The organism is Pseudomonas sp. 14P_8.1_Bac3 (genome assembly GCF_025466085.1).
Classification (GTDB): Bacteria; Pseudomonadota; Gammaproteobacteria; order Pseudomonadales; family Pseudomonadaceae; genus Aquipseudomonas.
Window position 1 is genome coordinate 67,873 of the sequence record NZ_JANLOD010000066.1, and the last position, 23,229, is coordinate 91,101.

Consider the following 23,229-nt stretch of genomic DNA (forward strand, 5'->3'; position numbering starts at 1 on the left):
AGCTTGCTGGCGATGGCGTCCTCAAAATTGCCATCGCCAGCAAGCTGGCTCCTACAGAAAGCAGTTGACCCAAAAGCCCCCATTCATTTAGCGAGAACATCACCACCGACCAGCCGAGGCATGCATGTATCACGACAATATAATTTATAAGAAAAAGTCCAACGATCCTCGATTCCTCCTCGGCGTAGCCGCAGTGCTGTTCCTCGGCGCCTACCTGATGAACCTGGGCAACAGCGCCCTCAGCCACTTTCTGCAGCCGCTGCTGGGCGATGCCCCCGACAGCCTGACCGCACGCAACATCGCTATCGGCCTGGCCATCGCGGTGCTGGGCACGTTGAACTTCCACGTGCTCGGACGCCTGAAGTTCAAGGTGCAGACCACGGTGGTGTGGATCGAGCTGCTGATTCTGTTCCTGGCGTTCTTCGACACCTTCAATCTGTCCTACAGCTTCATCCTCGACAAGATCGGTTTCCTGATCCTCCAGGGCGCCGCGACCACCTTGTACATCTCTGCCGTGGCCATTGTGATTGCCTTCGTGCTGGCGCTGATCGGTGCGGTGGCCAAGCTGTCGAACAACGGCCTGGCCAACGCCCTCGCCTCGTTCTACACCTCGTTTTTCCGCGGTGTGCCGCTGCTGATCCAGATCTACCTGATTTACCTCGGCCTGCCGCAACTGGGTTACGTGGTCGATGCAGTGCCGGCCGGCATCCTTGCGCTGTCGCTGTGCTACGGCGCCTACATGACCGAGATTTTCCGCGCCGGCATCCAGAGCATTCCGGTCGGCCAGTGGGAAGCCTCGCGCGCGCTGAACATCAGCCCGTTCAAGACCCTGAGCCGAGTGATCATGCCCCAGGCCTTGCGGGTGATCATCCCGCCCACCGGCAACCAGTTCATCGCCATGCTCAAGGACAGTTCGCTGGTGTCGGTGATTGGTGTCTGGGAGCTGATGTACCTGGCCAAGACCCAAGGCCGCGCGGACTTTCGCCACCTGGAAATGCTGATCACCGCCGCGATGATTTACTGGGCCCTGTCGTTCATCCTCGAACGGGTGCAGGCGCGAATCGAAAAACGGGTCAATCGATCCGTGGCAAGGGGTTGATGCGATGACACTTACCTATACCGCTGAAAAACCGGGTCTGGCCAGTGCCGCAAAGGTCGCTCCGCCGATGATTTCGATCACCGGCCTGAACAAGTGGTACGGCGATTTCCACGCCTTGCGCGATGTCGACCTGAACGTCGCCAGCGGGGAAATCCTGGTGGTGTGCGGGCCATCGGGCTCGGGCAAGTCGACGATGATCCGCTGCATCAATCACCTGGAAAATTTCCAGAAAGGTCACATCCAGGTCAACGGCATCACCCTCACCAGCGAAGCGGAAAGCGTCAGCGCGGTGCGCAGTGAAATCGGCATGGTGTTCCAGAGCTTCAACCTGTTCCCGCACTTGAGCGTGATGGACAACCTGACCCTCGCCCCGCAACTGGTGCAAGGCGTGTCGTCCACCGAGACGAAGAAGCGCGCGCAGGTTTACCTGGAGCGGGTACGCATCGCCGAACACGCGCACAAGTATCCGTCGCAATTGTCCGGCGGCCAGCAGCAGCGCGTGGCGATCGCCCGGGCGCTGTGCATGAACCCCAAGGTCATGCTGTTCGACGAGCCGACCTCGGCGCTGGACCCGGAAATGGTCCACGAAGTGCTGGACGTGATGGGCGAACTGGCCACCGACGGCATGACCATGATCTGCGTGACCCACGAAATGGGCTTTGCCAGCAAGGTCGCCGACCGCGTGCTGTTCATGGACCAGGGCCAGGTCATCGAACAAGCCACCCCGGCCGAGTTTTTCAACAACCCACAGACCGAACGCGCGCAGAAATTCCTCTCGCAAATCATCGGTCACTGAGAACGCTTTACCCCCGCATAACAATAACGAGAAGTGGAGATAGACATGCTCAGCAAAAAATACGCACTCACCCTTGCCGCTACCCTGTCGCTGTTGTTCGTCGGCGCCGCCAACGCCGGTGCCGTGCTGGACAAGATCCAGAGCAGCAAGACCTTGACCGTCGCCACGTCAGCGACCTGGCCACCCCAGGGCTTCATCAACGACAAGAATGAAATCGACGGCTTCGACATCGACGTGTCGAAGGAAATCGCCAAGCGGCTCGGCGTCGAGGCCAAGTTCATCACGCCAGACTGGGACGTGATCACCGCCGGCAAGTGGAACGGCCGCTGGGACGTGTCCGTGGGCTCGATGACCGCGACCAAGAGTCGCGCGCGGATCCTCGACTTCCCCGGGACTTATTACTACGTGCCGTACGTATTTGCGGTGCATGACAAATCCAAGATCACTGACCACAAGGCGCTGAATGGCAAGACTATCGGCGTCGAAGGCGGCACCACGTCCGAGGACTATTTCAGCCAGGCGCTGGCGATCGAGACCACGGACGTGCCGCCCGTGGTCTACGACGTGAAAACCGAAAAAATGAAAACCTACGCCGGCTCCGTCGGGCCGCTCGACGACCTGCGCCTGGGCGACGGTGCACGGCTGGACGCGATCCTCACGCAACGCAGCACCCTGGATGCTGCGGTCAAAAAGGGCTATCCGCTGCGGGCCGTCGACAGCAACGTCGCGTTCTACGAACCGCTGGCCGTCGCCACCGACAAGGGCGATCCAGAGTTGAAGGCCAAGCTGAGTGAAATCATCGGCGAGATGCACAAGGACGGCACGCTGACCAGGCTGTCGGACAAGTGGTACGGCGTCGATTACTCGACCATCAAATAACCACAGCCCCCTGTAGGAGCGAGTTCACTCGCGATGGACGTCAACGATAACGCGGGCAGTCTGAATGCACGCGGCGCCCTTTCGTTTTTCGCGAGCAAGCTCGCTCCTACAGTTTTTGTGTACGGCGGCCATTTTCTCAAGGATTGACCATGTCCTTCCCCACCACCTGGTATTCCCAAACCTCGCTGCCCCGCGCGGCCAGGCCCGAATTGAACGGCGATGAAAGCTGCGACGTGTGCATCATCGGTGCCGGCATCGCCGGCCTCACCGCCGCGCTTGAACTGACCCGGCGCGGCAAGCGCGTGATCGTCCTCGAAGCCCATCAGGTGGCCTGGGGCGCGTCCGGTCGTAACGGCGGCGTGGTGTCGCCGGGCTGGGCCGGAGGGTCCGGCGCGATTCGCAAGAAACTCGGTCTGGAACAGGCCAAGGCACTGTTTCACATGTCGGTCGAAGGCGTGGAAATCGTCCGGCGTAACATCGCCGAACTGGCGCTGAACGGGTGTGCGCCGTCCGCCGGGACGATTCGCGTCAAGCGCTACGACGACGGCGCTGGCGTGAAAAACCACATCGAGACCATGCGCCGCGACTTCGGCTATGAACTCAATTTTCTCGACACCCCGCAGGTTCGCGAGCGGGCGCACACGCTGCGCTATTTCCAGGGTGTCGAAGACCCCAACGCCATGCACTTTCACCCACTCAATTATTGCCTGGGCCTGGCGCTTGCCATTGAGGCGGCGGGCGGCCGGATTTTCGAGCGATCAAAGATGCTCGCCTGGCAGCGCGAAGGTGCCGACAAAGTCGTCAGGACCGCTCACGGCAGCGTGCGCTGTCAGGACCTGGTGTTCTGTGCCGGCGGTTACGGGGGGCCGGAGCTGCAAAAACTCAGTCGCGCCTACTTGCCCATCGCCACCTATGTGGTGCTGACCGAACACCTGGGCGACTCGATCAACAGCATCCTCGACTCCGGCGCCGCATTTTCCGACGACCGCCGCGCGTCGGACTATTACCGCATCGTCGAGGGCGACCGCTTGCTCTGGGGCGGACGCATCACCACGCGCAACGAGCAAAACGAAAAAGCCCTGGCCGCCATGCTCAAGGCCGACATGGTGTCGGTCTATCCGCAACTGGCTCCGGTCAAGATCGAGCTGGCCTGGTCCGGGCTGATGGGCTACTCCACCAACAAAATGCCCAACCTCGGGCTGCTGGAACCGGGCGTTTGGGCCTGCACGTCGTTTGGCGGCCACGGGTTGAACACAGGATCGATCGGCGGCCGGGTGATTGCCGAGGCGGTGTGCGGGGAGAGTGCGCGGTATCAGCTGTTCAAACCGTACCTGCTGGACTGGAACGGCGGGCCGTTCGGACGGATGGCGGCGAATGCGATCTATCAATCGTTGAAGGTGATGGACTTCGTTCAGGAACGCTTTCGCGGTTGATCAACGCCCGCCCTGTCGGAGCAAGCTCGCTCCTACAGACAAAAAAAACCGGCCGAAGCCGGTTTTATCAGTTCAACGCGATCAGAACTTGACGTTCTGCAGGTCGTCCAGATAACGCTCGGCATCCAGCGCCGCCATGCAACCAGCACCGGCCGAGGTGATCGCCTGGCGGTACACGTGGTCAGCCACGTCGCCGGCAGCGAAGATACCTTCGAGGTTGGTCGCGGTCGCATTGCCTTCACGGCCGCCCTGCACCACCAGGTAGCCGTCTTTCAACGTCAACTGACCTTCGAACAGCGAGGTGTTCGGGGTGTGGCCAATGGCGATGAACACGCCGTCGACTTTCAGCTCGTCGAAGCTGCCGTCGTTGTTTTTCAGGCGGGCACCGGTCACGCCCATGTTGTCGCCCAGGACTTCGTCCAGGGTCGAGTTCAGCTTCAGGATGATCTTGCCTTCGGCGACGCGGGCATTGAGCTTGTCGATCAGGATCTTCTCGGCGCGGAACGTTTCGCGACGGTGGATCAGGGTCACGGTGCTGGCGATGTTGGCCAGGTACAGCGCTTCTTCCACCGCGGTGTTACCGCCACCGACCACCGCCACTGGCTTGTTGCGGTAGAAGAAACCGTCGCAGGTCGCGCAGGCCGACACGCCTTTGCCCATGAACGCTTCTTCCGACGGCAGGCCGAGGTAACGGGCGCTGGCACCGGTGGCGATGATCAGCGCATCGCAGGTGTACGTCGCGCTGTCGCCGGTCAGGGTGTAAGGCTTGGCCGCGAAGTCCACGGCATTGATGTGATCGAAAACGATCTCGGTTTCAAAGCGCTCGGCGTGCTCTTTCATGCGTTCCATCAGCGCCGGGCCGGTCAGGCCGTGGACGTCGCCTGGCCAGTTGTCGACTTCGGTAGTGGTGGTCAGTTGACCGCCGGCCTGCATGCCGGTGATCAGCAGTGGCTTGAGGTTGGCACGGGCGGCATACACCGCGGCGCTGTAACCGGCAGGGCCGGAACCGAGAATAATCACTCGCGAATGACGGACTTCAGACATGACCTGCTCCTATTGACCGGCCCGAAACACCTGGCGCGGAACGCCGGTTTGCCGGCGGGAATAAAAAAGGACCGTTGAATACAGCTTGGGGAAGCTCGACAGTCCTGTAAAAGAATGGGTGCAGCGTATCGAGGGGGCGAAGATTAAGGAAATACGGTTTAACAATCCAGCTCATAGGTGGTCTCTATCCCGTAGCCGCCTATATATAGACGCCTTTGTTACAGTTGATGTCGATGCCACGACCGGGCTTTCGTCCATTTGGCAAAGCCGGTAAGGTCGGCGCGTTTCCCCTCTGCTCGGAGCACGATATGCCCGCCCCCGTTCTGTCCGGCCCGCAATACCTGCGCGAAGGCCTGAAACTGGTTCTCAGCCCCAGCCTGCGCCTTTTTGTATTGCTCCCACTGGTGATCAACCTGGTGCTGTTCGTCGGATTGATCTATCTGGCGGGCCATCAATTCAGCCTGTGGGTCGATACGCTGATGCCGTCCCTGCCCGACTGGCTGAGTTTTCTCAGTTATATCCTCTGGCCAATCTTCGTGGTGCTGGTGGTGCTGATGGTGTTCTTCACCTTCACCATGCTCGCCAACGTCATTGCCGCGCCGTTCAACGGCTTTCTCGCGGAAAAAGTCGAAGTCGTGGTGCGTGGTACCGACGATTTTCCGGCCTTCAGCTGGGGCGAACTGATCGCCATGATCCCGCGCACCCTCGCCCGGGAAATGCGCAAGCTTGGCTACTTCCTGCCCCGCGCCATCGGCCTGTTCATCCTCTCGTTCATTCCTGTGGTGAACATCATCGCCGCGCCGCTGTGGCTGCTGTTCGGCGTGTGGATGATGGCGATCCAATACATCGACTACCCGGCGGACAACCACAAACTCGGCTGGAACGAAATGCTCGCCTGGCTGCGGCAGAAGCGCTGGCAGAGCATGAGTTTCGGCGGCATCGTTTACCTGGCGCTGCTGATTCCGGTGGTCAACATCCTGATGATGCCGGCGGCTGTGGCCGGGGCGACCTTGTTCTGGGTGCGCGAGCGTGGTGCGGAGAACCTGGTGACGCAACGCTGATCCGGTCACAAATCCATCATCAAAACGCCACAACGGCGACATGGCCTCAGTCGACACTGAGGTCATGACAACAGCTCTGCATATCACCCTGATCACCGAAACCTTCCCTCCCGAAATCAACGGCGTGGCCAACACCCTTGGCCGATTGTGCGACGGTTTGCGCGCGCGCGGGCACCAGGTGGAACTGGTGCGGCCACGGCAGGGTTGTGATCAGCAGCTGGGCAGCAACGATGAATTGTTGCTGTGCCGGGGCTGGCCGCTGCCGGGGTATCCGGGGTTGCAATGGGGCCAGTCGTCGATGCACAAACTGTTGCGCCGCTGGACTCGCCAGCGCCCTGACGTGCTGTACATCGCCACGGAAGGACCGCTGGGCCTGTCCGCGCTGCGTGCAGCACGACGCCTGGGAATTTCGGTGGTCAGCGGCTTTCACACCAACTTCCAGCAGTATTCCAACCAGTACGGGCTCGGGTTGCTGTCGCGTCTGCTGACCCACTATCTGCGTTGGTTCCACAATCGCTCGAACCTGACCCTGGTGCCGAGCGTCAGCCAGCGCATGGAGCTGGAGCGCCGACATTTCGAGCGGCTGGCGTTGCTGTCGCGAGGGGTCGACAGTCAGTTGTTTCATCCGATCAAACGCTTGCCGTCGCTGCGTGAGCAATGGGGCCTGGGCGAGAAGGATATTGCCGTCATTCATGTGGGACGCCTGGCACCGGAGAAAAACCTCGGCTTACTCAAACGCTGCTATGAGACGCTGGCCACGAGTTATCCACAACGAAAAACCAGACTGATCATCATCGGCGACGGCCCGCAACGGGCGGCCCTGGAGCAGGAACTGCCCGAGGCGATTTTCTGCGGCTCGCAACGGGGTGAAGCCCTGGCCAGTCACTATGCGTCGGGGGATGTGTTTCTGTTCCCCAGCCTGACCGAAACCTTCGGCAACGTGGTGCTCGAGGCGCTTGCCTCCGGGTTGGGTGTGGTGGCTTACGACCAGGCTGCGGCGGCGCAGCATATTCGCCATGGCTACAACGGCGTGTTGGCGATGCCGGGGGATGAAGAAGCGTTCTGCGATGCAGCGGTGTGGATGCTGGAGGAGCGGGAGACGTTGCGGTGTATGCGGCTTAATGCACGGCAGCATGCGAGTCGCCAGGGCTGGGCGGCGATTATCGAGCAGTTCGAGGGGCAGTTGCGGGGGGCTTGTGAGGGGGAAGCAGTGGTGCCCAATGCACCGACCTTGCGCTGAGCCAAGGGTGACATTGGGTAAGTCATCGCCAGCAGGCTGGCTTCCACATGGGTGCTGCGGTGTACACAGAACCTGTGGGAGCCAGCCTGCTGGCGATGGGGCCATGCCGATCGCTGTTTAAACCAGCGTCATCAACGCCTCACGGCTGAACGGCAGGATGTCTTCCTCACGCCCGTCACGTACTTTCTGCGCCCAATCCGGATCCACCAGCAGCGCACGCCCTACCGCCACCAGGTCGAACTCATCGTTGTTCAACCGCTCCAGCAATTTTTCCAGGCTGGCCGGCTGGGCGATCTTGTCGGTGTTGACCATGAACTGCAGGAACTCGCCGTCCAGGCCAACGCTGCCCACGGTGATGGTCGGCTTGCCAGTCAGTTTGCGGGTCCAGCCGGCGAGGTTCAGCTCGGATCCGTCGAACTCCGGCTCCCAGAAACGCCGCGTCGAGCAGTGGAAAATGTCCACGCCGGCATCGGACAACGGCTTGAGGAATTCACCCAGCGCTTCCGGGGTTTGCACCAGGCGCGCGGTGTAATCCTGCTGTTTCCACTGGGAGAAGCGGAAGATGATCGGGAAGCCCTCGCCCACCGCCGCACGCACGGCCTGAATCAGCTCGATGGCGAAACGCGAACGGTTGGCCAGGCTGCCCCCGTATTCGTCGGTACGCTGGTTGGAGCCTTCCCAGAAGAACTGGTCCACGAGGTAGCCGTGCGCGCCGTGGATTTCCACGCCGTCCATGCCGATGCTCTGGGCGTCCTTGGCCGCCTGGGCGAACGCGGCGATCACGTCCTTAATATCCTGCTGGGTCATGCCGTGAACCACGACCTGACCTTCCTTCAATTTTTCCGACGGACCGTAGCCCGGAACGCTGGCATCCGGCTCGGTGCCGATGCGACGCACGCTGCCGACATGCCACAACTGCGGAACGATCTTGCCGCCTTCGGCGTGCACGGCATCGACGACTTTTTTCCAGCCGGCCAACGCCGCTTCACCGTAAAAATTCGGCACGTTCGGGTAGCCATTGGAGGCCTTGTGGCCGACGGTGGTGCCTTCGGTAATGATCAGCCCCACGCCAGCCGCGGCGCGACGACGATAGTATTCGATCACTTTGGAATTGGGCACGCCGCCCGGCGAGAACGAACGGGTCATCGGCGCCATGACGACGCGGGTCGGCAGTTCGAGGGTGCCGAGGTGGAACGGTTTGAACAAGGCTTGAACGGGCATGGGTGCGCTCCACGGGGATAGACTTTATGACGGCGATAATATTGAGCCGACGCACGAATGAACAGCACTATTGATTTGGGTGATTAAGGATCAGAAGAGGGAAACGGGGACTTTTGTAGGAGCGAGCTTGCTCGCGATGGTCGCTAACGATGACGCTGAATGTCTGACACTCCGCGGCGTTCTTGTGTCCATCGCGAGCAAGCTCGCTCCTACAAGGGGGGAACTCAGGCCAGGGCTTTTTCGATGGCATGGATGACCGAGGGATCATCCGGTGCCGTGCGCGGCGAGAAGCGCGCGAGCACACGACCATCCTTGCCCAGCAGGAATTTTTCAAAATTCCAGGTGATATCGCCCGGAAATTCAGCGCCCTCGCCGGCCAGCAGGCGATACAACTGATGACGATCATGGCCGTTGACTTCCAGCTTGCTGGACAACGGAAAGGTCACGCCATAGTTGAGGCTGCAGAACTCCTGGATCTCTTGCTCGGTGCCCGGTTCCTGGCCGGCAAACTGATTGCACGGCAGGCCCAGCACGCTGAAACCTTTGCTTTTGTATTGCTGGTAGAGGTTTTCCAGCGCCGCGTACTGCGGGGTCAAGCCACATTTGGAGGCAACGTTGACCACCAGCACGACGTTCCCCTTGAAGGGCGCCAGCGGAAGCTCGTGACCATCCAGGGCTGTCAATTTAAGGTCGTGAAAAGCACTCATGACGTACTCCAAATTCCCGTGTTCTTCTCGAAACAGCCTCTTGGCGATGCCACCAAGGACAGCCGCGGACTAAAAAGGCGCCCTCGGGCGCCTCTCCAGTTCTCTGAGCTTAGCGCAGAAAATCAGTGGTGATGGCCACCTTCGCCATGGACGTGACCATGAGCGATTTCTTCCTGGCTGGCGTCACGGATGTCGATGATCTTGACCTGGAAATTCAGGCGCTGACCGGCCAACGGGTGGTTGCCGTCGACGGTGACGTCGTCGCCGTCCAGGTCACGAATGGTCACGATTTGCATCTGGCCGTCCGGCGCGGAAGCGTGGAACTGCATGCCCACTTCCAGTTCGTCGACGCCTTCGAACATGCTGCGGCTCAAGGTGCTGACCAGCTCGGCAGCGTATTCGCCGTACGCATCTTCAGGTTCTACGGCTACGGTCAGCTCGTCGCCGACTGCTTTGCCTTCCAGCGCCTTTTCCAGGCCCGGGATGATGTTACCTGCGCCTTGCAGGTAAACCAGCGGCGCGCCGCCGGCGGAGCTGTCGATGACCTCACCAGCGTCGTTGGTCAGGGTATAGTCGATGGAGACAGCCTTATTGGCGGCGATCAGCATGGGGCGAGACCTTTTGCATAAGAATTTAGAAAGACCAAGTTTAGCGAAGCAATCGCCCGAAAGCGAACACAACCCGGACAGACGGAACGCGGTGGAAAACTCGACGGTCACAGGTTTTCATCAGGACGAGGACGGGCATTGGGTCGCCGAGCTGTGCTGCGGCCACACGCAGCACCTGCGTCACCAGCCGCCCTGGCAATCCCGGGCCTGGGTCCTCGACCCTGCGCAACGTGTTGAAAAAATAGGCCAGCCCTTCGCATGCGGTTGGTGCGCACAAGGCTTGGTTAGCGATAACCTTGGCGACTGAATTGCGGTAGATCGTCAGTCATAGATGATCACCTTTGCCTGCACCCTTTAGAGAATTCGCATGCAGACTTTTTTTATAGCGCCCACCGATTTTGGCGTGGGTCTGACCTCGATCAGCCTCGGGCTGGTACGCACCCTCGAGCGGGCCGGCCTCAAGGTCGGTTTCTTCAAACCGATCGCCCAGCCCCATCCGGGCGATACCGGGCCTGAGCGTTCGACCGAACTGGTGGCGCGCACCCACGGTTTGAAACCGCCGCAGCCGCTGGGCCTGGCCCACGTCGAGCGCATGCTCGGCGACGGTCAGCTCGATGAGCTGCTCGAAGAAATCATCACGCTCTACCAACAGGCCGCCATCGGCAAGGACGTGCTGATCGTCGAAGGCATGGTTCCGACCCGCAGCGCCAGTTACGCCGCGCGGGTCAATCTGCACCTGGCCAAGAGCCTCGACGCCGACGTGATCCTGGTCTCGGCGCCGGAAAACGAAGTGCTGACCGAACTCTCCGGTCGCGTGGAATTGCAGGCGCAATTGTTTGGTGGGCCGAAGGACCCGAAAGTCCTCGGCGTGATCCTCAACAAGGTCAAGACCGATGAAAGCATGGAGGCTTTCGCATCGCACCTGAAGGAACACTCGTCATTGCTGCGCAGCGGTGATTTCCGCTTGCTGGGTTGCATCCCGTACCAGCCGGAGCTGAACGCGCCGCGAACCCGCGATGTGGCTGACCTGATGGGCGCGCAAATCCTCAACGCCGGCGATTACGAAACCCGGCGCATGAGCAAAATCATCATCTGCGCCCGCACCATGCGCAACACCGTGGAGCTGCTCAAGCCCGGCGTACTGGTGGTGACGCCCGGTGACCGCGACGACATCATCCTCGCCGTCAGCCTCGCGGCCATGAACGGCGTGCCGCTGGCTGGTCTGTTGCTGACCAGCGACACCCTGCCCGACCCGCGCATCATGGACCTGTGCCGTGGTGCCTTGCAGGCCGGTTTGCCGGTGTTGTCGGTGAGCACCGGCTCCTACGATACCGCCAACCAGTTGAACGGTTTGAACAAGGAAATCCCGATCGACGACCGCGAGCGCGCAGAGATCATCACCGACTTCGTCGCCAGCCACCTCGATGCCAACTGGCTGCACCAGCGCTGTGGCACGCCACGGGAAATGCGTCTGTCGCCGGCAGTGTTCCGCTATCAACTGATCCAGCGTGCGCAAGCCGCCAACAAGCGCATCGTGCTGCCCGAAGGCAGCGAGCCGCTCACCGTGCAAGCTGCGGCGATCTGCCAGGCCCGCGGCATTGCCCGCTGCGTGTTGCTGGCAAAACCGGAAGACGTCGAAGCCGTCGCCCGTGCTCACGATATCGAGTTGCCGCCAGGCCTGGAAATTCTCGATCCGGACCTGATTCGCGAACGCTACGTCGAACCGATGGTGGCCCTGCGCAAAAGCAAAAGCCTCAACGCGCCGATGGCCGAGCAACAACTGGAAGACACCGTGGTGATCGGCACCATGATGCTGGCGCTGGATGAAGTCGACGGCCTCGTGTCCGGGGTTATCCACTCCACCGCCAACACCATCCGTCCGGCCCTCCAACTGATCAAGACCGCGCCGGGCTGCACGCTGGTGTCTTCGGTGTTCTTCATGCTGTTTCCCGAAGAAGTGCTGGTCTACGGCGACTGCGTGATGAACCCGCACCCGAGCGCCAGCGAACTCGCGGAAATCGCCCTGCAAAGCGCCGACTCGGCCGCCGCCTTCGGCATCACGCCGCGCGTGGCGATGATCAGTTACTCCAGCGGCGAATCGGCCAGCGGCGAAGAAGTCGAGAAGGTCCGCGAAGCGACGTTGCTCGCCCATGAGCAACAGCATTCGCTGCTGATCGACGGCCCGCTGCAATACGACGCCGCCGCCAACGAAACCGTGGCCCGGCAACTGGCGCCGAACAGTCAGGTGGCCGGTCGCGCCACCGTGTTCGTGTTCCCCGACCTCAACACTGGCAACACCACACACAAGGCCGTGCAGCGCAGCGCTGATTGCGTCAGCCTCGGGCCGATGCTGCAAGGCCTGCGCAAACCGGTGAACGACCTGCCGCGCGGCGCGCAGGTCGACGACATCGTCTACACCATCGCGTTGACCGCGATTCAAGCTGCCAACCGACCTTTGGATCTTTAAATGCTGGATTTCCTGCCTGCCGCCGTGCGCGGTGTGATTGCCTCGTTGTTACTGGCGTTGAATACGATTCTGCTGTGCTCGTTCCTGTTCTGCGTGGCGATTTTCAAGGTCCTGCCCTTCGCCCTGACCCAGCGCTTCACGCGCTGGCTGATGAGCCATACCCATGAAGCCTGGATCAGCAACAACAAAGCCTGGATGGACCTGGTCTGCCGTACCCGTTGGCACCTCAGCGGTCTCGAAGGCCTGGACTATCAGCACTCGTACCTGATCACCAGCAACCACCAGAGCTGGGTCGACATCATGGTGCTGCAATACGTGCTCAACCGTCGGATCCAGCCACTGAAGTTTTTCCTCAAGCAGGAGCTGATCTGGGTCCCGGTGATTGGCCTGGCCTGGTGGACGCTGGGCTTCCCGTTCATGAAGCGTTACTCCAAGGCCTATCTGGAAAAGCACCCGGAGAAAAAAGGCAAAGACCTGGAAACCACCCGTAAGACCTGCGCGAAATTTCGCAATAATCCAGTGGGCATTTTTAACTTCGTCGAAGGCACGCGCTTCACCGAAGGCAAACATGCGCAGCAGAAATCACCGTTCAAGTACCTGCTCAAGCCCAAGGCCGGTGGCATTGCATTTGTGCTGGACGCGATGGGCGAGCAACTGGAGTCGATCGTCAACGTGACGATCCATTACCCGGGCGGACGTCCGGGGTATTGGGATTTGCTCTGCGGCAACGTGAAGGATGTGGTGGTGCATTTCCAGGAGCTGAAAATTCCGCCGCAATTCATCGGCAGGAATTACGACCAGGATGGCGAGTATCGCTTGCAGTTCCAGGGCTGGATCAATCAGCTTTGGGAAGACAAGGATGCGTTGCTGGGGCAGATGCATGGCGAATACCCCGGCACACGCTGATCCCCTGTAGGAGCGAGCCTGCTCGCGATAGCTGTCGTGCATTCAGCGTTTATGTTGACTGATCCACCGCTATCGCCGGCAAGCCGGTCTCATTCCTACAGTTGACCGAGCCCCCAAAAAAACCACCGATGATCACTCATCGGCGGATTTTTTATTGGTGGCCAATTGTGCTGTTTAATTTGGCGCCCAGTCTTTGAACTCATGCGAAAAGGTTATTGGCATAGATGAGCCATTAAATATAACGATCACTTCCACTTGAACAGCAACCATACTCGTCGCCAATTGTATCTCCAGACCGCGCCCTTGAGATTGAGATTTATGCTCTCTTCTTCCTCTTTTGTTAAAAAATCGTCAATTACGAATATCCCATCGTCTACTTTCTCGATTTTCATGCGCTATCCTTTTCCCTGACACTCTGTTCCAAATACCATTATTAATGAGTATAAATAGCAAATACAGAGAACCGAAACCCCACGTAAAAATTACAAAATAATTTTTAGCATTATTATATTTAGTCCACCGCAATATATCTTGCCGACTTATTAACAACGTCAACTCATTGTCATACACCCCCCAAACGAATCGCTTTTTCCGATCTGGTTCGACTGCGACCCATAGCTTTCGCAACTTTTTGAAACCCAAGTGTTCGATATCCCGGACAGGAGCCTCAATAACATAGTCATACGTTTCTTTGTCCTGCCCGACTGTGAGATACAAATTTGATGTGGCTTTTGAACCTCCCGAAATACTTCTATTGACGAAGGCACTTTCCAAAACGACTTTTTTTGGTGCTAAAGGAATTTCCACCAACTCATAAAAGTGATAAAAAGAGCCACCAACCAAATATAGAGATATAATTATCAGAAAAACAATTTCTAAAGTGGTAAGCACATATCCATCGGGAATAGAAATCGCGTTATATCGCATACCTCCTCCTCAACGCCAAAACGTACACTCTCGACCTGCACGTAGGTTTTTCATACAAATTTCAAGCATTAATTCTTTCTCGGCTTCAACAACACTATCCCCATTCACAAGCCAATAGAACTTCTCTCTTTCCGATAGTGCTGTAGTCCAGATCTGATGGCATCGGCAGGGCTGGCAGTTTGTACATATGTCGGAGTTTGCAGAGACTATGGGGACCGCCAACGGGAGTAACTGCCCCGAAAATAACCAAGCTATCTGGATGGACGTCCAAGGTATTGGGATTTGCTCTGCGGCAACGTGAAGGATGTGGTGGTGCATTTCCAGGAACTGAAAATTCCGCCGCAATTCATCGGCAGGAATTACGACCAGGATGGCGAGTATCGCTTGCAGTTCCAGGGCTGGATCAATCAGCTTTGGGAAGACAAGGATGCGTTGTTGGGGCAGATGTATCTGAAATATCCCGCAAAATAATTGGCTGCACTGGCTTGCCAGCGATAGCGATCCAAAGGACATAAAAAAAACCCGCCGGATGATCACTCATCGGCGGGTTTTTATTTAGCGGCTGGCGCTTAGATCGCGCCGCGCTGGCGCAGCAGATCCAGCACTTGCTTCACGCCGTCTTCCAGCGACAGGGACTGGGTGTCGATCACCAGATCGGCATCCAGCGGCACGTCGTACGGGAAGGATTCGCCCGGGATGTTATCCCCGGCCGCTGCGTACAGGCCTTGCGGATCACGCTCTGCACAGACCGCCGGCGAGGCCTGGACGTAGACCGTCAGCAGACGCTCTTTGCCGATCAAATCCTTGGCCTGCAGGCGACCTTCGGCACTTGGCGCAACGAACGCTGCCAGTGTCAGCAGACCGGCTTCGTTGAACTGACGCGCCACGTGTGCGGCACGGCGCCAGTTCTCGGTGCGCCCGGCGCGATCCTGCGGCAGACCTTTGTTCAGGTCGTGACGCAGGTTCTGGCCGTCAAGGACGAACACCGCGCGGCCCATGTCGAACAGCTTGCGTTCAACTGCATAGGCCAAGGTGCTTTTGCCGGCGCCCGACAAGCCGCTGAACAACACGGTAGCCGGCTGCTGGCCGAAGCGCTGGGCGCGTTCTTCGGTGGCGACGTGCGCCAGTTTGCCGTGGTGAGTGCTGGTGCCATGCGCCAGCGGTTGCGCGACGATCATGCCCGCGCCCACGGTGCCGTTGGTCAAGCGGTCGATGACGATGAACGCGCCGGTGGTGCGGTTGCTGTCGTAACCGTCGAGGGCAATCGGCGCGTCGAGCGCGATCTTGACCTTGCCGATCTCGTTCAACTGCAACGCGCTGGCGGGGCCCTCTTCCAGGGTGTTCACATCCACCTTGTTGACGATGCTGGCGATGGAGCCCGGCACGTAACTGGTGGCGCGCTTGATGTCGTATTTCTTGCCCGGCAGCATCGGCTCTTCAGCCATCCACACCAGCATCGCTTCGAAGCTGTCGGTCACCGGCGGCACGTTGTCGGCGTGAACCAGCAGGTCGCCACGGGAGATGTCGATCTCGTCTTCCATGGTCAACGTCACCGCCTGACCGGGACCGGCGTGTTCCAGCTCACCTTCGAAGGTAACGATGGATTTCACGCGGCTGCTCTTGCGCGATGGCAGGACCACGACTTCGTCACCCTTCTTGACGATGCCGCTGGCCAGGGTGCCGGCGAAACCGCGGAAGTTCAGGTTCGGCCGGTTGACGTACTGCACCGGGAAACGCAGGTCGGTGAAGTTGCGATCGCCCGCCACTTCCACGGTCTCGAGAATTTCCATCAGCGACTGGCCGGTGTACCACGGCGAGCGCTCGGACTTGTTCACCACGTTGTCGCCCTTGAGGGCCGACATCGGCACGAAATGCATGCTGGTAGGCTTGAGCTTCAGGCCTTCGGCGAACTGCAGGTAGTCGGCCTTGATCGACTCGAACACGCCCTGGTCGAAGTCCTTGAGGTCCATCTTGTTGATGGCGACGACGATGTGCTTGATGCCCAGCAAAGAGGCGATGAAGCTGTGGCGACGGGTCTGGGTCTGCACGCCGTAGCGGGCATCGACCAGGATGATCGCCAGGTCACAGGTGGATGCACCGGTGGCCATGTTGCGGGTGTACTGCTCATGGCCGGGGGTGTCGGCAATGATGAATTTGCGCTTGGCGGTGGAGAAGTAGCGGTAGGCGACATCGATGGTGATGCCTTGCTCACGCTCGGCCTGCAGGCCGTCGACCAGCAGGGCCAGATCGATGTCTTCGCCGGTGGTGCCGACTTTTTTCGAGTCGCGGGTGATCGCTTCAAGGTGATCTTCGTAGATCATCTTGGAGTCGTGCAGCAATCGCCCGATCAGGGTGCTCTTGCCGTCGTCGACGTTACCGCAGGTCAAAAAGCGCAGCAGCTCTTTACGTTCGTGCTGGCCCAGGTAGGCGAGGATGTCCTCGCTGATCAAATCAGATTGATGCGACATGACAGCCCCTTAGAAATAACCTTGACGTTTTTTGTCTTCCATCGAGCCTGCGCCATCGTGGTCGATGACACGGCCCTGGCGCTCGGAAGTTCGCGTCAGGAGCATTTCCTGAATGATGTCCGTGAGGCTTTCGGCCTCGGACTCCACCGCGCCCGTCAACGGGTAGCAGCCAAGGGTACGAAAACGCACTTTCTTTTTGACGATGCGGGCTTTGTCTTCATCGCTCAGGTGTTCGAGGATGCGCTCGTCGTCGATCATGATCAGGGTGCCGTTCTTCTCGATGACTTCACGCTCGGCGGCGAAGTACAGCGGCACGATCGGGATGCCTTCGAGGTAGATGTACTGCCAGATGTCCAGCTCGGTCCAGTTCGACAACGGGAACACGCGGATCGACTCGCCCTTGTTGACCTTGCCGTTGTAGACGTTCCACAGTTCTGGGCGCTGGTTCTTCGGGTCCCAGCGGTGCTTGCTGTCGCGGAACGAGTACACGCGCTCCTTGGCGCGGGATTTCTCTTCATCGCGGCGGGCACCACCGAACGCGGCGTCGAAACCGTACTTGTCCAGGGCCTGTTTCAGGCCTTCGGTCTTCATGATGTCGGTGTGCTTGGCGCTGCCGTGGGTGAACGGGTTGATGTTCTGCGCCACGCCATCGGGGTTGATGTGGGTGATCAGGTCCAGGCCCAGGTCCGCCACCATCTTGTCGCGGAACTTGTACATCTCCTGGAATTTCCAGCGAGTGTCGACGTGCATCACCGGGAACGGCAGCTTGCCGGGAAAAAAGGCCTTGCGTGCCAGGTGAAGCATCACGGCGGAGTCTTTACCGATGGAGTACAGCATCACCGGGTTGTCGAACTCGGCGGCGACCTCGCGGATGATGTGGATGCTTTCGGCCTCCAGCTGTTTCAGATGCGTCAGTTTGTCGACCATGGCTACTCACGAAAACGATCTTATGGACGGCCAGCGGGCCGTGTTCGAGCGGGGAATCCTAGCACAGCGACCTCTTCTAATCAGGACGCCTGCTAGATCGAAAGGGTATATGAATATGCCTGCCTGTTTGGGCCCTGAGGCCCCTCCCTGTGGGAGCGAGCCTGCTCGCGATAGAGGATGGAGCACCGCGGGGCATCAGGTTACAAGCGTTATCGTTGACGACCATCGTCGGAACGCCGCCCGGAGCAGGCTCGCTCCCACAAGGAATTGCGGCGGGGTCAGATGGGGTTGGGGCAATCGATGAAGATGTGTTCGAGGGCGAATCGCCGGGCCAGGTAATCGCCCAGCGCCTGCACGCCGTAACGCTCGGTGGCGTGATGGCCGGCAGCGATGAAGCTGATGTCGTTCTCCCGGGCGCTGTGGAAGGTCTGCTCCGAGGCTTCACCGCTGAGGTACAGATCGACCCCGGCCAGCACCGCCTGGTCGATGTAACCCTGGCCACCACCGGTGCACCAGCCGACGCGGCGAATCATCTCACTACCTTCGATCAGCAGCGGCTCGCGGCCCATGACTTCCTGCACGCGCCGGGCGAAATCCCGCGGAGTCACCGGTTCGTTCAGCGAGCCGACCAGGCCCACCACTTTCAGGTTATCCGGATCGAGCGGGCCTTCGACGGTGATGTCCAACTGACGCGCCAGCTGCACGTTGTTGCCGACGTCCGGGTGCAGGTCCAGCGGCAGGTGATAGGACAGCAGGCTGATGTCGTGCTTGAGCAAGGTCTTCAAGCGGCGCTGCTTCATGCCGGTGATGCACGGGTTCTCGCCTTTCCAGAAATAACCGTGATGCACCAGCACCAGATCGGCCTGAGCTTCGACCGCGGCATCCAGCAACGCCTGACTGGCGGTGACGCCACTGACGATGCGCATCACCTGCGGCCGACCTTCGACCTGTAATCCGTTGGGGCAATAATCGGCAATCTTGGCACTGTTCAGATAACGGTCGGCTTCTTCGACCAGGGTGCTCAGGGCGACGGCCATAAAAGACTCCTAAATATCCCGTTCAGAGGCGCGCGCGGCCTCGTATAATGCGCGACATTATGGGCGGTCTCATACCGCCTGCAACCTCTCAGGACGTGCTTAATGCTCAAGGCGCTGCGTTTTTCCGGCTGGCCGCTGTTGGCCGGCGTGCTTATCGCTCTGTTGATTATCCAGCGTTACCCGGAATGGGTCGGGCTCCCGAGCCTCGACGTCAACCTGCAGCAAGCCCCGCAAACCACCACCGTGCAACAGGGGCCGGTGTCCTACGCCGACGCCGTGACCACCGCCGCGCCGTCGGTGGTGAACCTGTACACCACCAAGGTCATAAACAAACCGAACCATCCGCTGTTCGAAGACCCGCAGTTCCGTCGTTTCTTCGGCGACAACTCGCCCAAGCAAAAGCGCATGGAATCGAGCCTCGGCTCCGGCGTGATCATGAGCCCGGAAGGTTACCTGCTGACCAACAACCATGTGACCAGCGGCGCCGACCAGATTGTCGTGGCCCTCAAGGATGGTCGTGAAACCCTGGCCCGGGTGATCGGCAGCGACCCGGAAACCGACCTCGCCGTGCTGAAAATCGATCTGAAGAACCTGCCGGCCATCACCGTCGGCCGTTCGGACAACATCCGCATCGGCGACGTGGCCCTGGCCATCGGCAACCCGTTCGGCGTCGGCCAGACCGTGACCATGGGCATCATCAGCGCCACCGGTCGTAACCAGCTCGGACTGAACAACTACGAAGACTTCATCCAGACCGACGCCGCGATCAACCCGGGCAACTCCGGCGGTGCGCTGGTGGACGCCAATGGCAACCTGACCGGCATCAACACGGCGATCTTCTCCAAGTCCGGCGGCTCGCAAGGCATCGGTTTTGCGATCCCGGTCAAACTGGCGATGGAAGTGATGAAGTCGATCATCGAACACGGCCAGGTGATTCGTGGCTGGCTCGGGATCGAAGTGCAGCCGTTGACCCAGGAACTGGCAGAATCGTTCGGTCTGTCGGGGCGTCCGGGCATTGTGGTCGCGGGGATTTTCCGTGACGGCCCGGCGCAGAAAGCCGGCCTGCAACTGGGTGACGTGATTCTCGCCATCGATGGCGAACCGGCCGGCGATGGCCGCCGCTCGATGAACCAGGTCGCGCGGATCAAGCCGACCGACAAAGTCACGATCCAGGTGATGCGCAATGGCAAGGAGCTGAAGCTGACCGCGGAAATCGGCCTGCGTCCGCCTCCGGCACCGGTCAAAGAGAAAGAAGAAGAGTAACCGCCAACACGGATCCCTGTGGGAGCGGGCTTGCTCGCTCCTACACGTTGCGATCTGCGAACGCTGATTTCGAAACGATATAAAAGACTGTCACTTGTGACAGTACCCACCGAAAAAGTTGACGCTTAATCTTTCCTGGCGCCTGCACAGCACTCACGCCAAAAAGGAATTAACCGTCATGAAGAGTTATGACCCGAGCATCGGACTGGCTTCCGGACATGTCAGCGTCAAGTTTTCAGATAACACCAAACTGTCCATCAACAAAGTCCACTACCTCTATTCCAACAACGGGACGATCATTGTCGCCGAAGAGAATCCGCAGAACTTCATCGCATTCAGCACGCCTGCCGGGCTGCCGGTCGATGGACACTTCAACGTCGCTTATCCCAAAGCGGCCTCAGGGCCGTACCCGATGCTTTGGAGCATCATGCACAAGGGATCATTGAGGATGGTGACCAGCGCGACCATGAGTATGTCGACCAAGGACCTGGCGAGAGAGCTCGACGGCACGTTCTCGGCGACCCTGGACGATGGCACGACCGCCGAAGCCAGGTTTTCACTCAAGAGCAATCTGTAAATTTCCCCGGCGCGCCACCGAGGTCAGATCAGCATCGATCACGCCATACAGACCGCTCCAACCGATATGAAGCTTCGCCGTGGCGCAGAAGCTTCATACCGTGCGAGAGATTACAAATCACCCAACCCGTCGATCAGCGCCTGGTTCTGCTCCGGCGTGCCAATCGAAATCCGCAGGAACTGCGCAATCCGTTCCTGCTTGAAGTGGCGGACGATCACTCCCTGCTCGCGCAACTTCGCCGCCAGCCCTGCCGCATCATGCTGTGGGTGCCGCGCGAAGATGAAGTTCGCCGCCGACGGCAGCACGTCGAAGCCCTTCGTCTGCAACTGCCCGACCACCTTCTCACGATGTTCGATGACCAACCGGCAGGTCTTGTCGAAGTACTCGCGATCGTCGAAAGCCGCCGCCGCACCGACATTCGCCAGGCGATCCAGCGGATAGGAGTTGAAGCTGTTCTTGATCCGCTCCAGCGCTTCAATCAAGTCCGGATGCCCGACCGCCAATCCGACCCGCAGGCCCGCCAGTGAGCGGGACTTGGACAAGGTCTGGGTGACCAGCAAATTCGGATAACGGTCGACCAACGTAATCGCCGTCTCGCCACCGAAGTCGATGTACGCCTCGTCCACGACGACGACCGAATCCGGGCTGGCCTTGAGGATCTGCTCAACCGCGTCCAGCGCCAGCAGGCAACCGGTCGGCGCGTTCGGGTTGGGGAAAATGATCCCGCCGTTCGGCTTGGCATAGTCTGCCGGGTTGATCCGGAACTGTTCGTCCAGCGGCACCGCGTCGAACGTGATGCCATACAACCCGCAATAAACCGGGTAGAAGCTGTAGCTGATGTCCGGAAACAGCAGCGGTTTATCGTGCTGCAGCAAACCGTGGAAGATGTGCGCCAGGACTTCGTCCGAACCGTTGCCGAGGAACACCTGATTGCTCTGCACGCCGTAGTACCTGGCGACGGCGTTTTTCAGCAGATCACTGTTCGGGTCCGGGTACAGACGCAGGTTGTCGTTCAGCTCGGTCTGCATCGCCGCCAAGGCCTTGGGCGACGGACCGTAGGGGTTTTCGTTGGTGTTGAGTTTCACCAGTTTCGCCAGTTTCGGCTGCTCGCCCGGCACATAGGGCACCAGGTTCTTGACGAACGGGCTCCAGAATTTACTCATTTCAGTTCCCCTGCCCTTGTGGAAAGTCTTCGTCAACGATGCGGTATTCAGCGCTGCGGGCGTGGGCGGTCAGCGACTCGCCGCGGGCCAGCACGGAAGCGGTTTTGCCCAATTCCGACGCTCCCTGCTCGGAGCAGAAGATGATCGACGAGCGTTTCTGGAAGTCGTACACACCCAACGGCGACGAGAAGCGCGCGGTGCCGGATGTCGGCAATACGTGATTCGGGCCGGCGCAGTAGTCGCCCAAGGCTTCCGAGGTGTGACGGCCCATGAAGATCGCACCCGCGTGGCGGATCTGCGGCAGCCAGGCTTGCGGGTCAGCGACCGACAACTCCAGGTGTTCCGGCGCAATGCGGTTGGCCACTTCGATGGCTTGCTCCATGTCGCGAACCTGAATCAACGCACCACGGCCGTTGATCGAAGTCTCGATGATTTCAGCGCGCTCCATGGTCGGCAGCAATTTAGCGATGCTCGCGGCAACTTGATCGAGGAATTCCGCGTCCGGGCTGACCAGAATCGCCTGGGCGTCTTCGTCGTGCTCGGCCTGGGAGAACAGGTCCATTGCGATCCAGTCCGGATCGGTCTTGCCGTCGCAGACCACGAGGATTTCCGACGGACCGGCGATCATGTCGATACCGACCTGACCGAAGACGTGGCGCTTGGCGGTGGCGACGTAGATGTTGCCCGGCCCGACCACCTTGTCGACTTTCGGCACGCTTTCGGTGCCGTAGGCCAGCGCGGCAACGGCTTGTGCACCGCCGATGGTGAACACGCGGTCGACGCCAGCGATGCACGCGGCGGCCAGCACCAGTTCGTTGATTTCACCGCGTGGGGTCGGCACCACCATCACCACTTCGGTCACGCCGGCAACCTTGGCCGGAATCGCGTTCATCAACACCGAGGACGGGTACGACGCCTTGCCGCCCGGCACGTAGAGACCGGCGCGATCCAGCGGCGTGACCTTCTGGCCCAGCACGGTGCCGTCGGCTTCGGTGTAGCTCCAGGAATCCTGCTTTTGCTTTTCGTGGTAGCTACGCACCCGGGCCGCGGCTTTTTCCAGCGCTTCACGCTGGGGCACGGTGATGCGGGTCAGGGCCAGTTCCAGGCGCTCGCGCGGCAGGATCAAGTCTGCCATGGACGCCACGTCCAGGCCGTCGAACTGCCGGGTGAATTCCACCAGCGCCGCATCACCGCGCTCGCGCACGGCCTTGATGATGTCCAGCACGCGCTGATTGACCGAGTCGTCAGACACACTTTCCCAGCTCAGCAGATGATCCAGATGATGCGCGAAATCCGGGTCAGCAGCGTTGAGTCGGCGAATTGCAGTCGGTGCGGTCATAGCGAGAGCCTCATAGGAATGGCAAAAAACTCAGGCGCCCGAAGCTAACATTCGATCCGCTTGGGCA

21 protein-coding genes and 2 pseudogenes are annotated in these 23,229 nt (G+C 59.8%); 13 read left to right on the forward strand and 10 right to left on the reverse strand.

All coding sequences use genetic code 11. The annotated features are described in order from the left end of the window. Positions 1-124: 124 nt before the first annotated feature. The 5 genes and pseudogenes from NTD84_RS21440 (at position 125) to NTD84_RS21455 (ending at position 4,207) form a co-directional block, all read left to right on the forward strand. Entirely contained in the window at positions 125-1,099 is a 975-nt protein-coding gene (locus NTD84_RS21440; RefSeq protein ID WP_262169693.1) for an amino acid ABC transporter permease, read from the forward strand. A gap of 67 nt (positions 1,100-1,166) precedes the next feature. Then, positions 1,167-1,895 carry an amino acid ABC transporter ATP-binding protein gene (locus tag NTD84_RS21445; RefSeq protein ID WP_262170054.1) on the forward strand — a complete coding sequence of 243 codons (729 nt, stop codon included), beginning with the start codon at positions 1,167-1,169 and terminating at the stop codon, positions 1,893-1,895. A gap of 45 nt (positions 1,896-1,940) precedes the next feature. Then, on the forward strand, positions 1,941-2,774 hold the full coding sequence (locus NTD84_RS21450; protein WP_262169695.1) for a transporter substrate-binding domain-containing protein: 834 nt from the start codon (positions 1,941-1,943) through the stop codon (positions 2,772-2,774). A gap of 33 nt (positions 2,775-2,807) precedes the next feature. Beyond that, positions 2,808-2,891: pseudogene (locus NTD84_RS30120) on the forward strand (outer membrane lipoprotein carrier protein LolA); the annotation flags it as partial. Positions 2,892-2,923: 32 nt separating this feature from the next. Further along, on the forward strand, positions 2,924-4,207 hold the full coding sequence (locus NTD84_RS21455) for an NAD(P)/FAD-dependent oxidoreductase (RefSeq protein WP_262169697.1): 1,284 nt from the start codon (positions 2,924-2,926) through the stop codon (positions 4,205-4,207). An 81-nt stretch (positions 4,208-4,288) separates the two neighbouring features. Here the strand turns inward: NTD84_RS21455 and trxB are convergent, their stop codons facing one another. After that, on the reverse strand, positions 4,289-5,251 hold the full coding sequence (gene trxB / locus NTD84_RS21460) for a thioredoxin-disulfide reductase (protein ID WP_262169699.1): 963 nt from the start codon (positions 5,249-5,251) through the stop codon (positions 4,289-4,291). 308 nt (positions 5,252-5,559) lie between these two features. On the opposite strand from trxB, the gene cysZ reads away from it, so the two are divergent. Both cysZ and NTD84_RS21470 read left to right on the forward strand, forming a co-directional pair. After that, positions 5,560-6,312 carry a sulfate transporter CysZ gene (cysZ, locus tag NTD84_RS21465; RefSeq protein WP_262169701.1) on the forward strand — a complete coding sequence of 251 codons (753 nt, stop codon included), beginning with the start codon at positions 5,560-5,562 and terminating at the stop codon, positions 6,310-6,312. A 40-nt stretch (positions 6,313-6,352) separates the two neighbouring features. Further along, positions 6,353-7,552 carry a glycosyltransferase family 4 protein gene (locus NTD84_RS21470; protein ID WP_262169703.1) on the forward strand — a complete coding sequence of 400 codons (1,200 nt, stop codon included), beginning with the start codon at positions 6,353-6,355 and terminating at the stop codon, positions 7,550-7,552. Positions 7,553-7,669: 117 nt separating this feature from the next. On the opposite strand, the gene NTD84_RS21475 is transcribed toward NTD84_RS21470, so the two are convergent. The 3 genes from NTD84_RS21475 to NTD84_RS21485 all read right to left on the reverse strand — a co-directional run bounded on the left by NTD84_RS21475 (position 7,670) and on the right by NTD84_RS21485 (position 10,088). After that, positions 7,670-8,773 (reverse strand): NADH:flavin oxidoreductase, encoded by a 1,104-nt coding sequence (locus NTD84_RS21475; protein WP_262169705.1) that lies wholly within the window; start codon positions 8,771-8,773, stop codon positions 7,670-7,672. 224 nt (positions 8,774-8,997) lie between these two features. Continuing rightward, positions 8,998-9,480: a glutathione peroxidase gene (locus tag NTD84_RS21480; RefSeq protein WP_262169708.1), complete on the reverse strand. Its 483-nt coding sequence runs from the start codon at positions 9,478-9,480 to the stop codon at positions 8,998-9,000. Positions 9,481-9,602: 122 nt separating this feature from the next. Beyond that, positions 9,603-10,088: a peptidylprolyl isomerase gene (locus NTD84_RS21485; RefSeq protein ID WP_007901600.1), complete on the reverse strand. Its 486-nt coding sequence runs from the start codon at positions 10,086-10,088 to the stop codon at positions 9,603-9,605. Here NTD84_RS21485 and NTD84_RS21490 point away from each other — a divergent pair. The 3 genes from NTD84_RS21490 to NTD84_RS21500 are packed head-to-tail and all read left to right on the forward strand — an operon-like array spanning position 10,057 to position 13,461. Next, on the forward strand, positions 10,057-10,395 hold the full coding sequence (locus NTD84_RS21490; protein ID WP_262169712.1) for a DUF3565 domain-containing protein: 339 nt from the start codon (positions 10,057-10,059) through the stop codon (positions 10,393-10,395). The two genes, NTD84_RS21485 and NTD84_RS21490, sit on opposite strands and share 32 nt — an antisense overlap. Positions 10,396-10,455: 60 nt before the next feature. After that, positions 10,456-12,555, forward strand: a complete 2,100-nt coding sequence (pta, locus tag NTD84_RS21495) for a phosphate acetyltransferase (RefSeq protein WP_262169715.1) — start codon at positions 10,456-10,458, stop codon at positions 12,553-12,555. Then, complete coding sequence (locus NTD84_RS21500) at positions 12,556-13,461, forward strand: acyltransferase (RefSeq protein ID WP_262169717.1); 906 nt, start codon at positions 12,556-12,558, stop codon at positions 13,459-13,461. A 351-nt stretch (positions 13,462-13,812) separates the two neighbouring features. On the opposite strand, the gene NTD84_RS21505 is transcribed toward NTD84_RS21500, so the two are convergent. Then, a complete protein-coding gene (locus NTD84_RS21505) occupies positions 13,813-14,388 on the reverse strand; it encodes a hypothetical protein (RefSeq protein WP_262169720.1) in 576 nt (191 codons plus the stop codon). Positions 14,389-14,640: 252 nt separating this feature from the next. Between NTD84_RS21505 and NTD84_RS21510 the strand changes: the two are divergent. Beyond that, positions 14,641-14,859: pseudogene (locus NTD84_RS21510) on the forward strand (acyltransferase); the annotation flags it as partial. A 98-nt stretch (positions 14,860-14,957) separates the two neighbouring features. Here the strand turns inward: NTD84_RS21510 and cysN are convergent. The 3 genes from cysN to NTD84_RS21525 all read right to left on the reverse strand — a co-directional run bounded on the left by cysN (position 14,958) and on the right by NTD84_RS21525 (position 18,820). Further along, complete coding sequence (gene cysN, locus NTD84_RS21515) at positions 14,958-16,856, reverse strand: sulfate adenylyltransferase subunit CysN (protein ID WP_262169723.1); 1,899 nt, start codon at positions 16,854-16,856, stop codon at positions 14,958-14,960. A 9-nt stretch (positions 16,857-16,865) separates the two neighbouring features. Next, positions 16,866-17,783, reverse strand: a complete 918-nt coding sequence (gene cysD, locus NTD84_RS21520) for a sulfate adenylyltransferase subunit CysD (RefSeq protein WP_262169726.1) — start codon at positions 17,781-17,783, stop codon at positions 16,866-16,868. Between the two features lie 278 nt (positions 17,784-18,061). Next, positions 18,062-18,820 carry a Nif3-like dinuclear metal center hexameric protein gene (locus NTD84_RS21525; protein ID WP_150710204.1) on the reverse strand — a complete coding sequence of 253 codons (759 nt, stop codon included), beginning with the start codon at positions 18,818-18,820 and terminating at the stop codon, positions 18,062-18,064. A gap of 102 nt (positions 18,821-18,922) precedes the next feature. On the opposite strand from NTD84_RS21525, the gene algW reads away from it, so the two are divergent. Next, complete coding sequence (gene algW, locus NTD84_RS21530; protein WP_262169729.1) at positions 18,923-20,083, forward strand: Do family serine endopeptidase AlgW; 1,161 nt, start codon at positions 18,923-18,925, stop codon at positions 20,081-20,083. A gap of 178 nt (positions 20,084-20,261) precedes the next feature. After that, on the forward strand, positions 20,262-20,660 hold the full coding sequence (locus NTD84_RS21535; RefSeq protein ID WP_262169730.1) for a hypothetical protein: 399 nt from the start codon (positions 20,262-20,264) through the stop codon (positions 20,658-20,660). Between the two features lie 110 nt (positions 20,661-20,770). On the opposite strand, the gene hisC is transcribed toward NTD84_RS21535, so the two are convergent. Both hisC and hisD read right to left on the reverse strand, forming a co-directional pair. Continuing rightward, positions 20,771-21,823 carry a histidinol-phosphate transaminase gene (gene hisC, locus NTD84_RS21540; RefSeq protein ID WP_262169731.1) on the reverse strand — a complete coding sequence of 351 codons (1,053 nt, stop codon included), beginning with the start codon at positions 21,821-21,823 and terminating at the stop codon, positions 20,771-20,773. A 1-nt stretch (position 21,824) separates the two neighbouring features. Next, positions 21,825-23,162 (reverse strand): histidinol dehydrogenase, encoded by a 1,338-nt coding sequence (gene hisD / locus NTD84_RS21545; protein ID WP_262169732.1) that lies wholly within the window; start codon positions 23,160-23,162, stop codon positions 21,825-21,827. Between the last annotated feature and the right edge of the window lie 67 nt (positions 23,163-23,229).

What these genes read in the sequence shown, in the direction of transcription:
- NTD84_RS21440 (WP_262169693.1), top strand. Translation starts at nt 125, where the DNA reads ATGTATCACGACAATATAATTTATAAGAAAAAGTCCAACGATCCTCGA.
- NTD84_RS21445 (WP_262170054.1), top strand. Translation starts at nt 1,167, where the DNA reads ATGATTTCGATCACCGGCCTGAACAAGTGGTACGGCGATTTCCACGCC.
- NTD84_RS21450 (WP_262169695.1), top strand. Translation starts at nt 1,941, where the DNA reads ATGCTCAGCAAAAAATACGCACTCACCCTTGCCGCTACCCTGTCGCTG.
- NTD84_RS21455 (WP_262169697.1), top strand. Translation starts at nt 2,924, where the DNA reads ATGTCCTTCCCCACCACCTGGTATTCCCAAACCTCGCTGCCCCGCGCG.
- trxB (WP_262169699.1), bottom strand. Translation starts at nt 5,251, where the DNA reads ATGTCTGAAGTCCGTCATTCGCGAGTGATTATTCTCGGTTCCGGCCCT.
- cysZ (WP_262169701.1), top strand. Translation starts at nt 5,560, where the DNA reads ATGCCCGCCCCCGTTCTGTCCGGCCCGCAATACCTGCGCGAAGGCCTG.
- NTD84_RS21470 (WP_262169703.1), top strand. Translation starts at nt 6,353, where the DNA reads ATGGCCTCAGTCGACACTGAGGTCATGACAACAGCTCTGCATATCACC.
- NTD84_RS21475 (WP_262169705.1), bottom strand. Translation starts at nt 8,773, where the DNA reads ATGCCCGTTCAAGCCTTGTTCAAACCGTTCCACCTCGGCACCCTCGAA.
- NTD84_RS21480 (WP_262169708.1), bottom strand. Translation starts at nt 9,480, where the DNA reads ATGAGTGCTTTTCACGACCTTAAATTGACAGCCCTGGATGGTCACGAG.
- NTD84_RS21490 (WP_262169712.1), top strand. Translation starts at nt 10,057, where the DNA reads ATGGAGACAGCCTTATTGGCGGCGATCAGCATGGGGCGAGACCTTTTG.
- NTD84_RS21485 (WP_007901600.1), bottom strand. Translation starts at nt 10,088, where the DNA reads ATGCTGATCGCCGCCAATAAGGCTGTCTCCATCGACTATACCCTGACC.
- pta (WP_262169715.1), top strand. Translation starts at nt 10,456, where the DNA reads ATGCAGACTTTTTTTATAGCGCCCACCGATTTTGGCGTGGGTCTGACC.
- NTD84_RS21500 (WP_262169717.1), top strand. Translation starts at nt 12,556, where the DNA reads ATGCTGGATTTCCTGCCTGCCGCCGTGCGCGGTGTGATTGCCTCGTTG.
- NTD84_RS21505 (WP_262169720.1), bottom strand. Translation starts at nt 14,388, where the DNA reads ATGCGATATAACGCGATTTCTATTCCCGATGGATATGTGCTTACCACT.
- cysN (WP_262169723.1), bottom strand. Translation starts at nt 16,856, where the DNA reads ATGTCGCATCAATCTGATTTGATCAGCGAGGACATCCTCGCCTACCTG.
- cysD (WP_262169726.1), bottom strand. Translation starts at nt 17,783, where the DNA reads ATGGTCGACAAACTGACGCATCTGAAACAGCTGGAGGCCGAAAGCATC.
- NTD84_RS21525 (WP_150710204.1), bottom strand. Translation starts at nt 18,820, where the DNA reads ATGGCCGTCGCCCTGAGCACCCTGGTCGAAGAAGCCGACCGTTATCTG.
- algW (WP_262169729.1), top strand. Translation starts at nt 18,923, where the DNA reads ATGCTCAAGGCGCTGCGTTTTTCCGGCTGGCCGCTGTTGGCCGGCGTG.
- NTD84_RS21535 (WP_262169730.1), top strand. Translation starts at nt 20,262, where the DNA reads ATGAAGAGTTATGACCCGAGCATCGGACTGGCTTCCGGACATGTCAGC.
- hisC (WP_262169731.1), bottom strand. Translation starts at nt 21,823, where the DNA reads ATGAGTAAATTCTGGAGCCCGTTCGTCAAGAACCTGGTGCCCTATGTG.
- hisD (WP_262169732.1), bottom strand. Translation starts at nt 23,162, where the DNA reads ATGACCGCACCGACTGCAATTCGCCGACTCAACGCTGCTGACCCGGAT.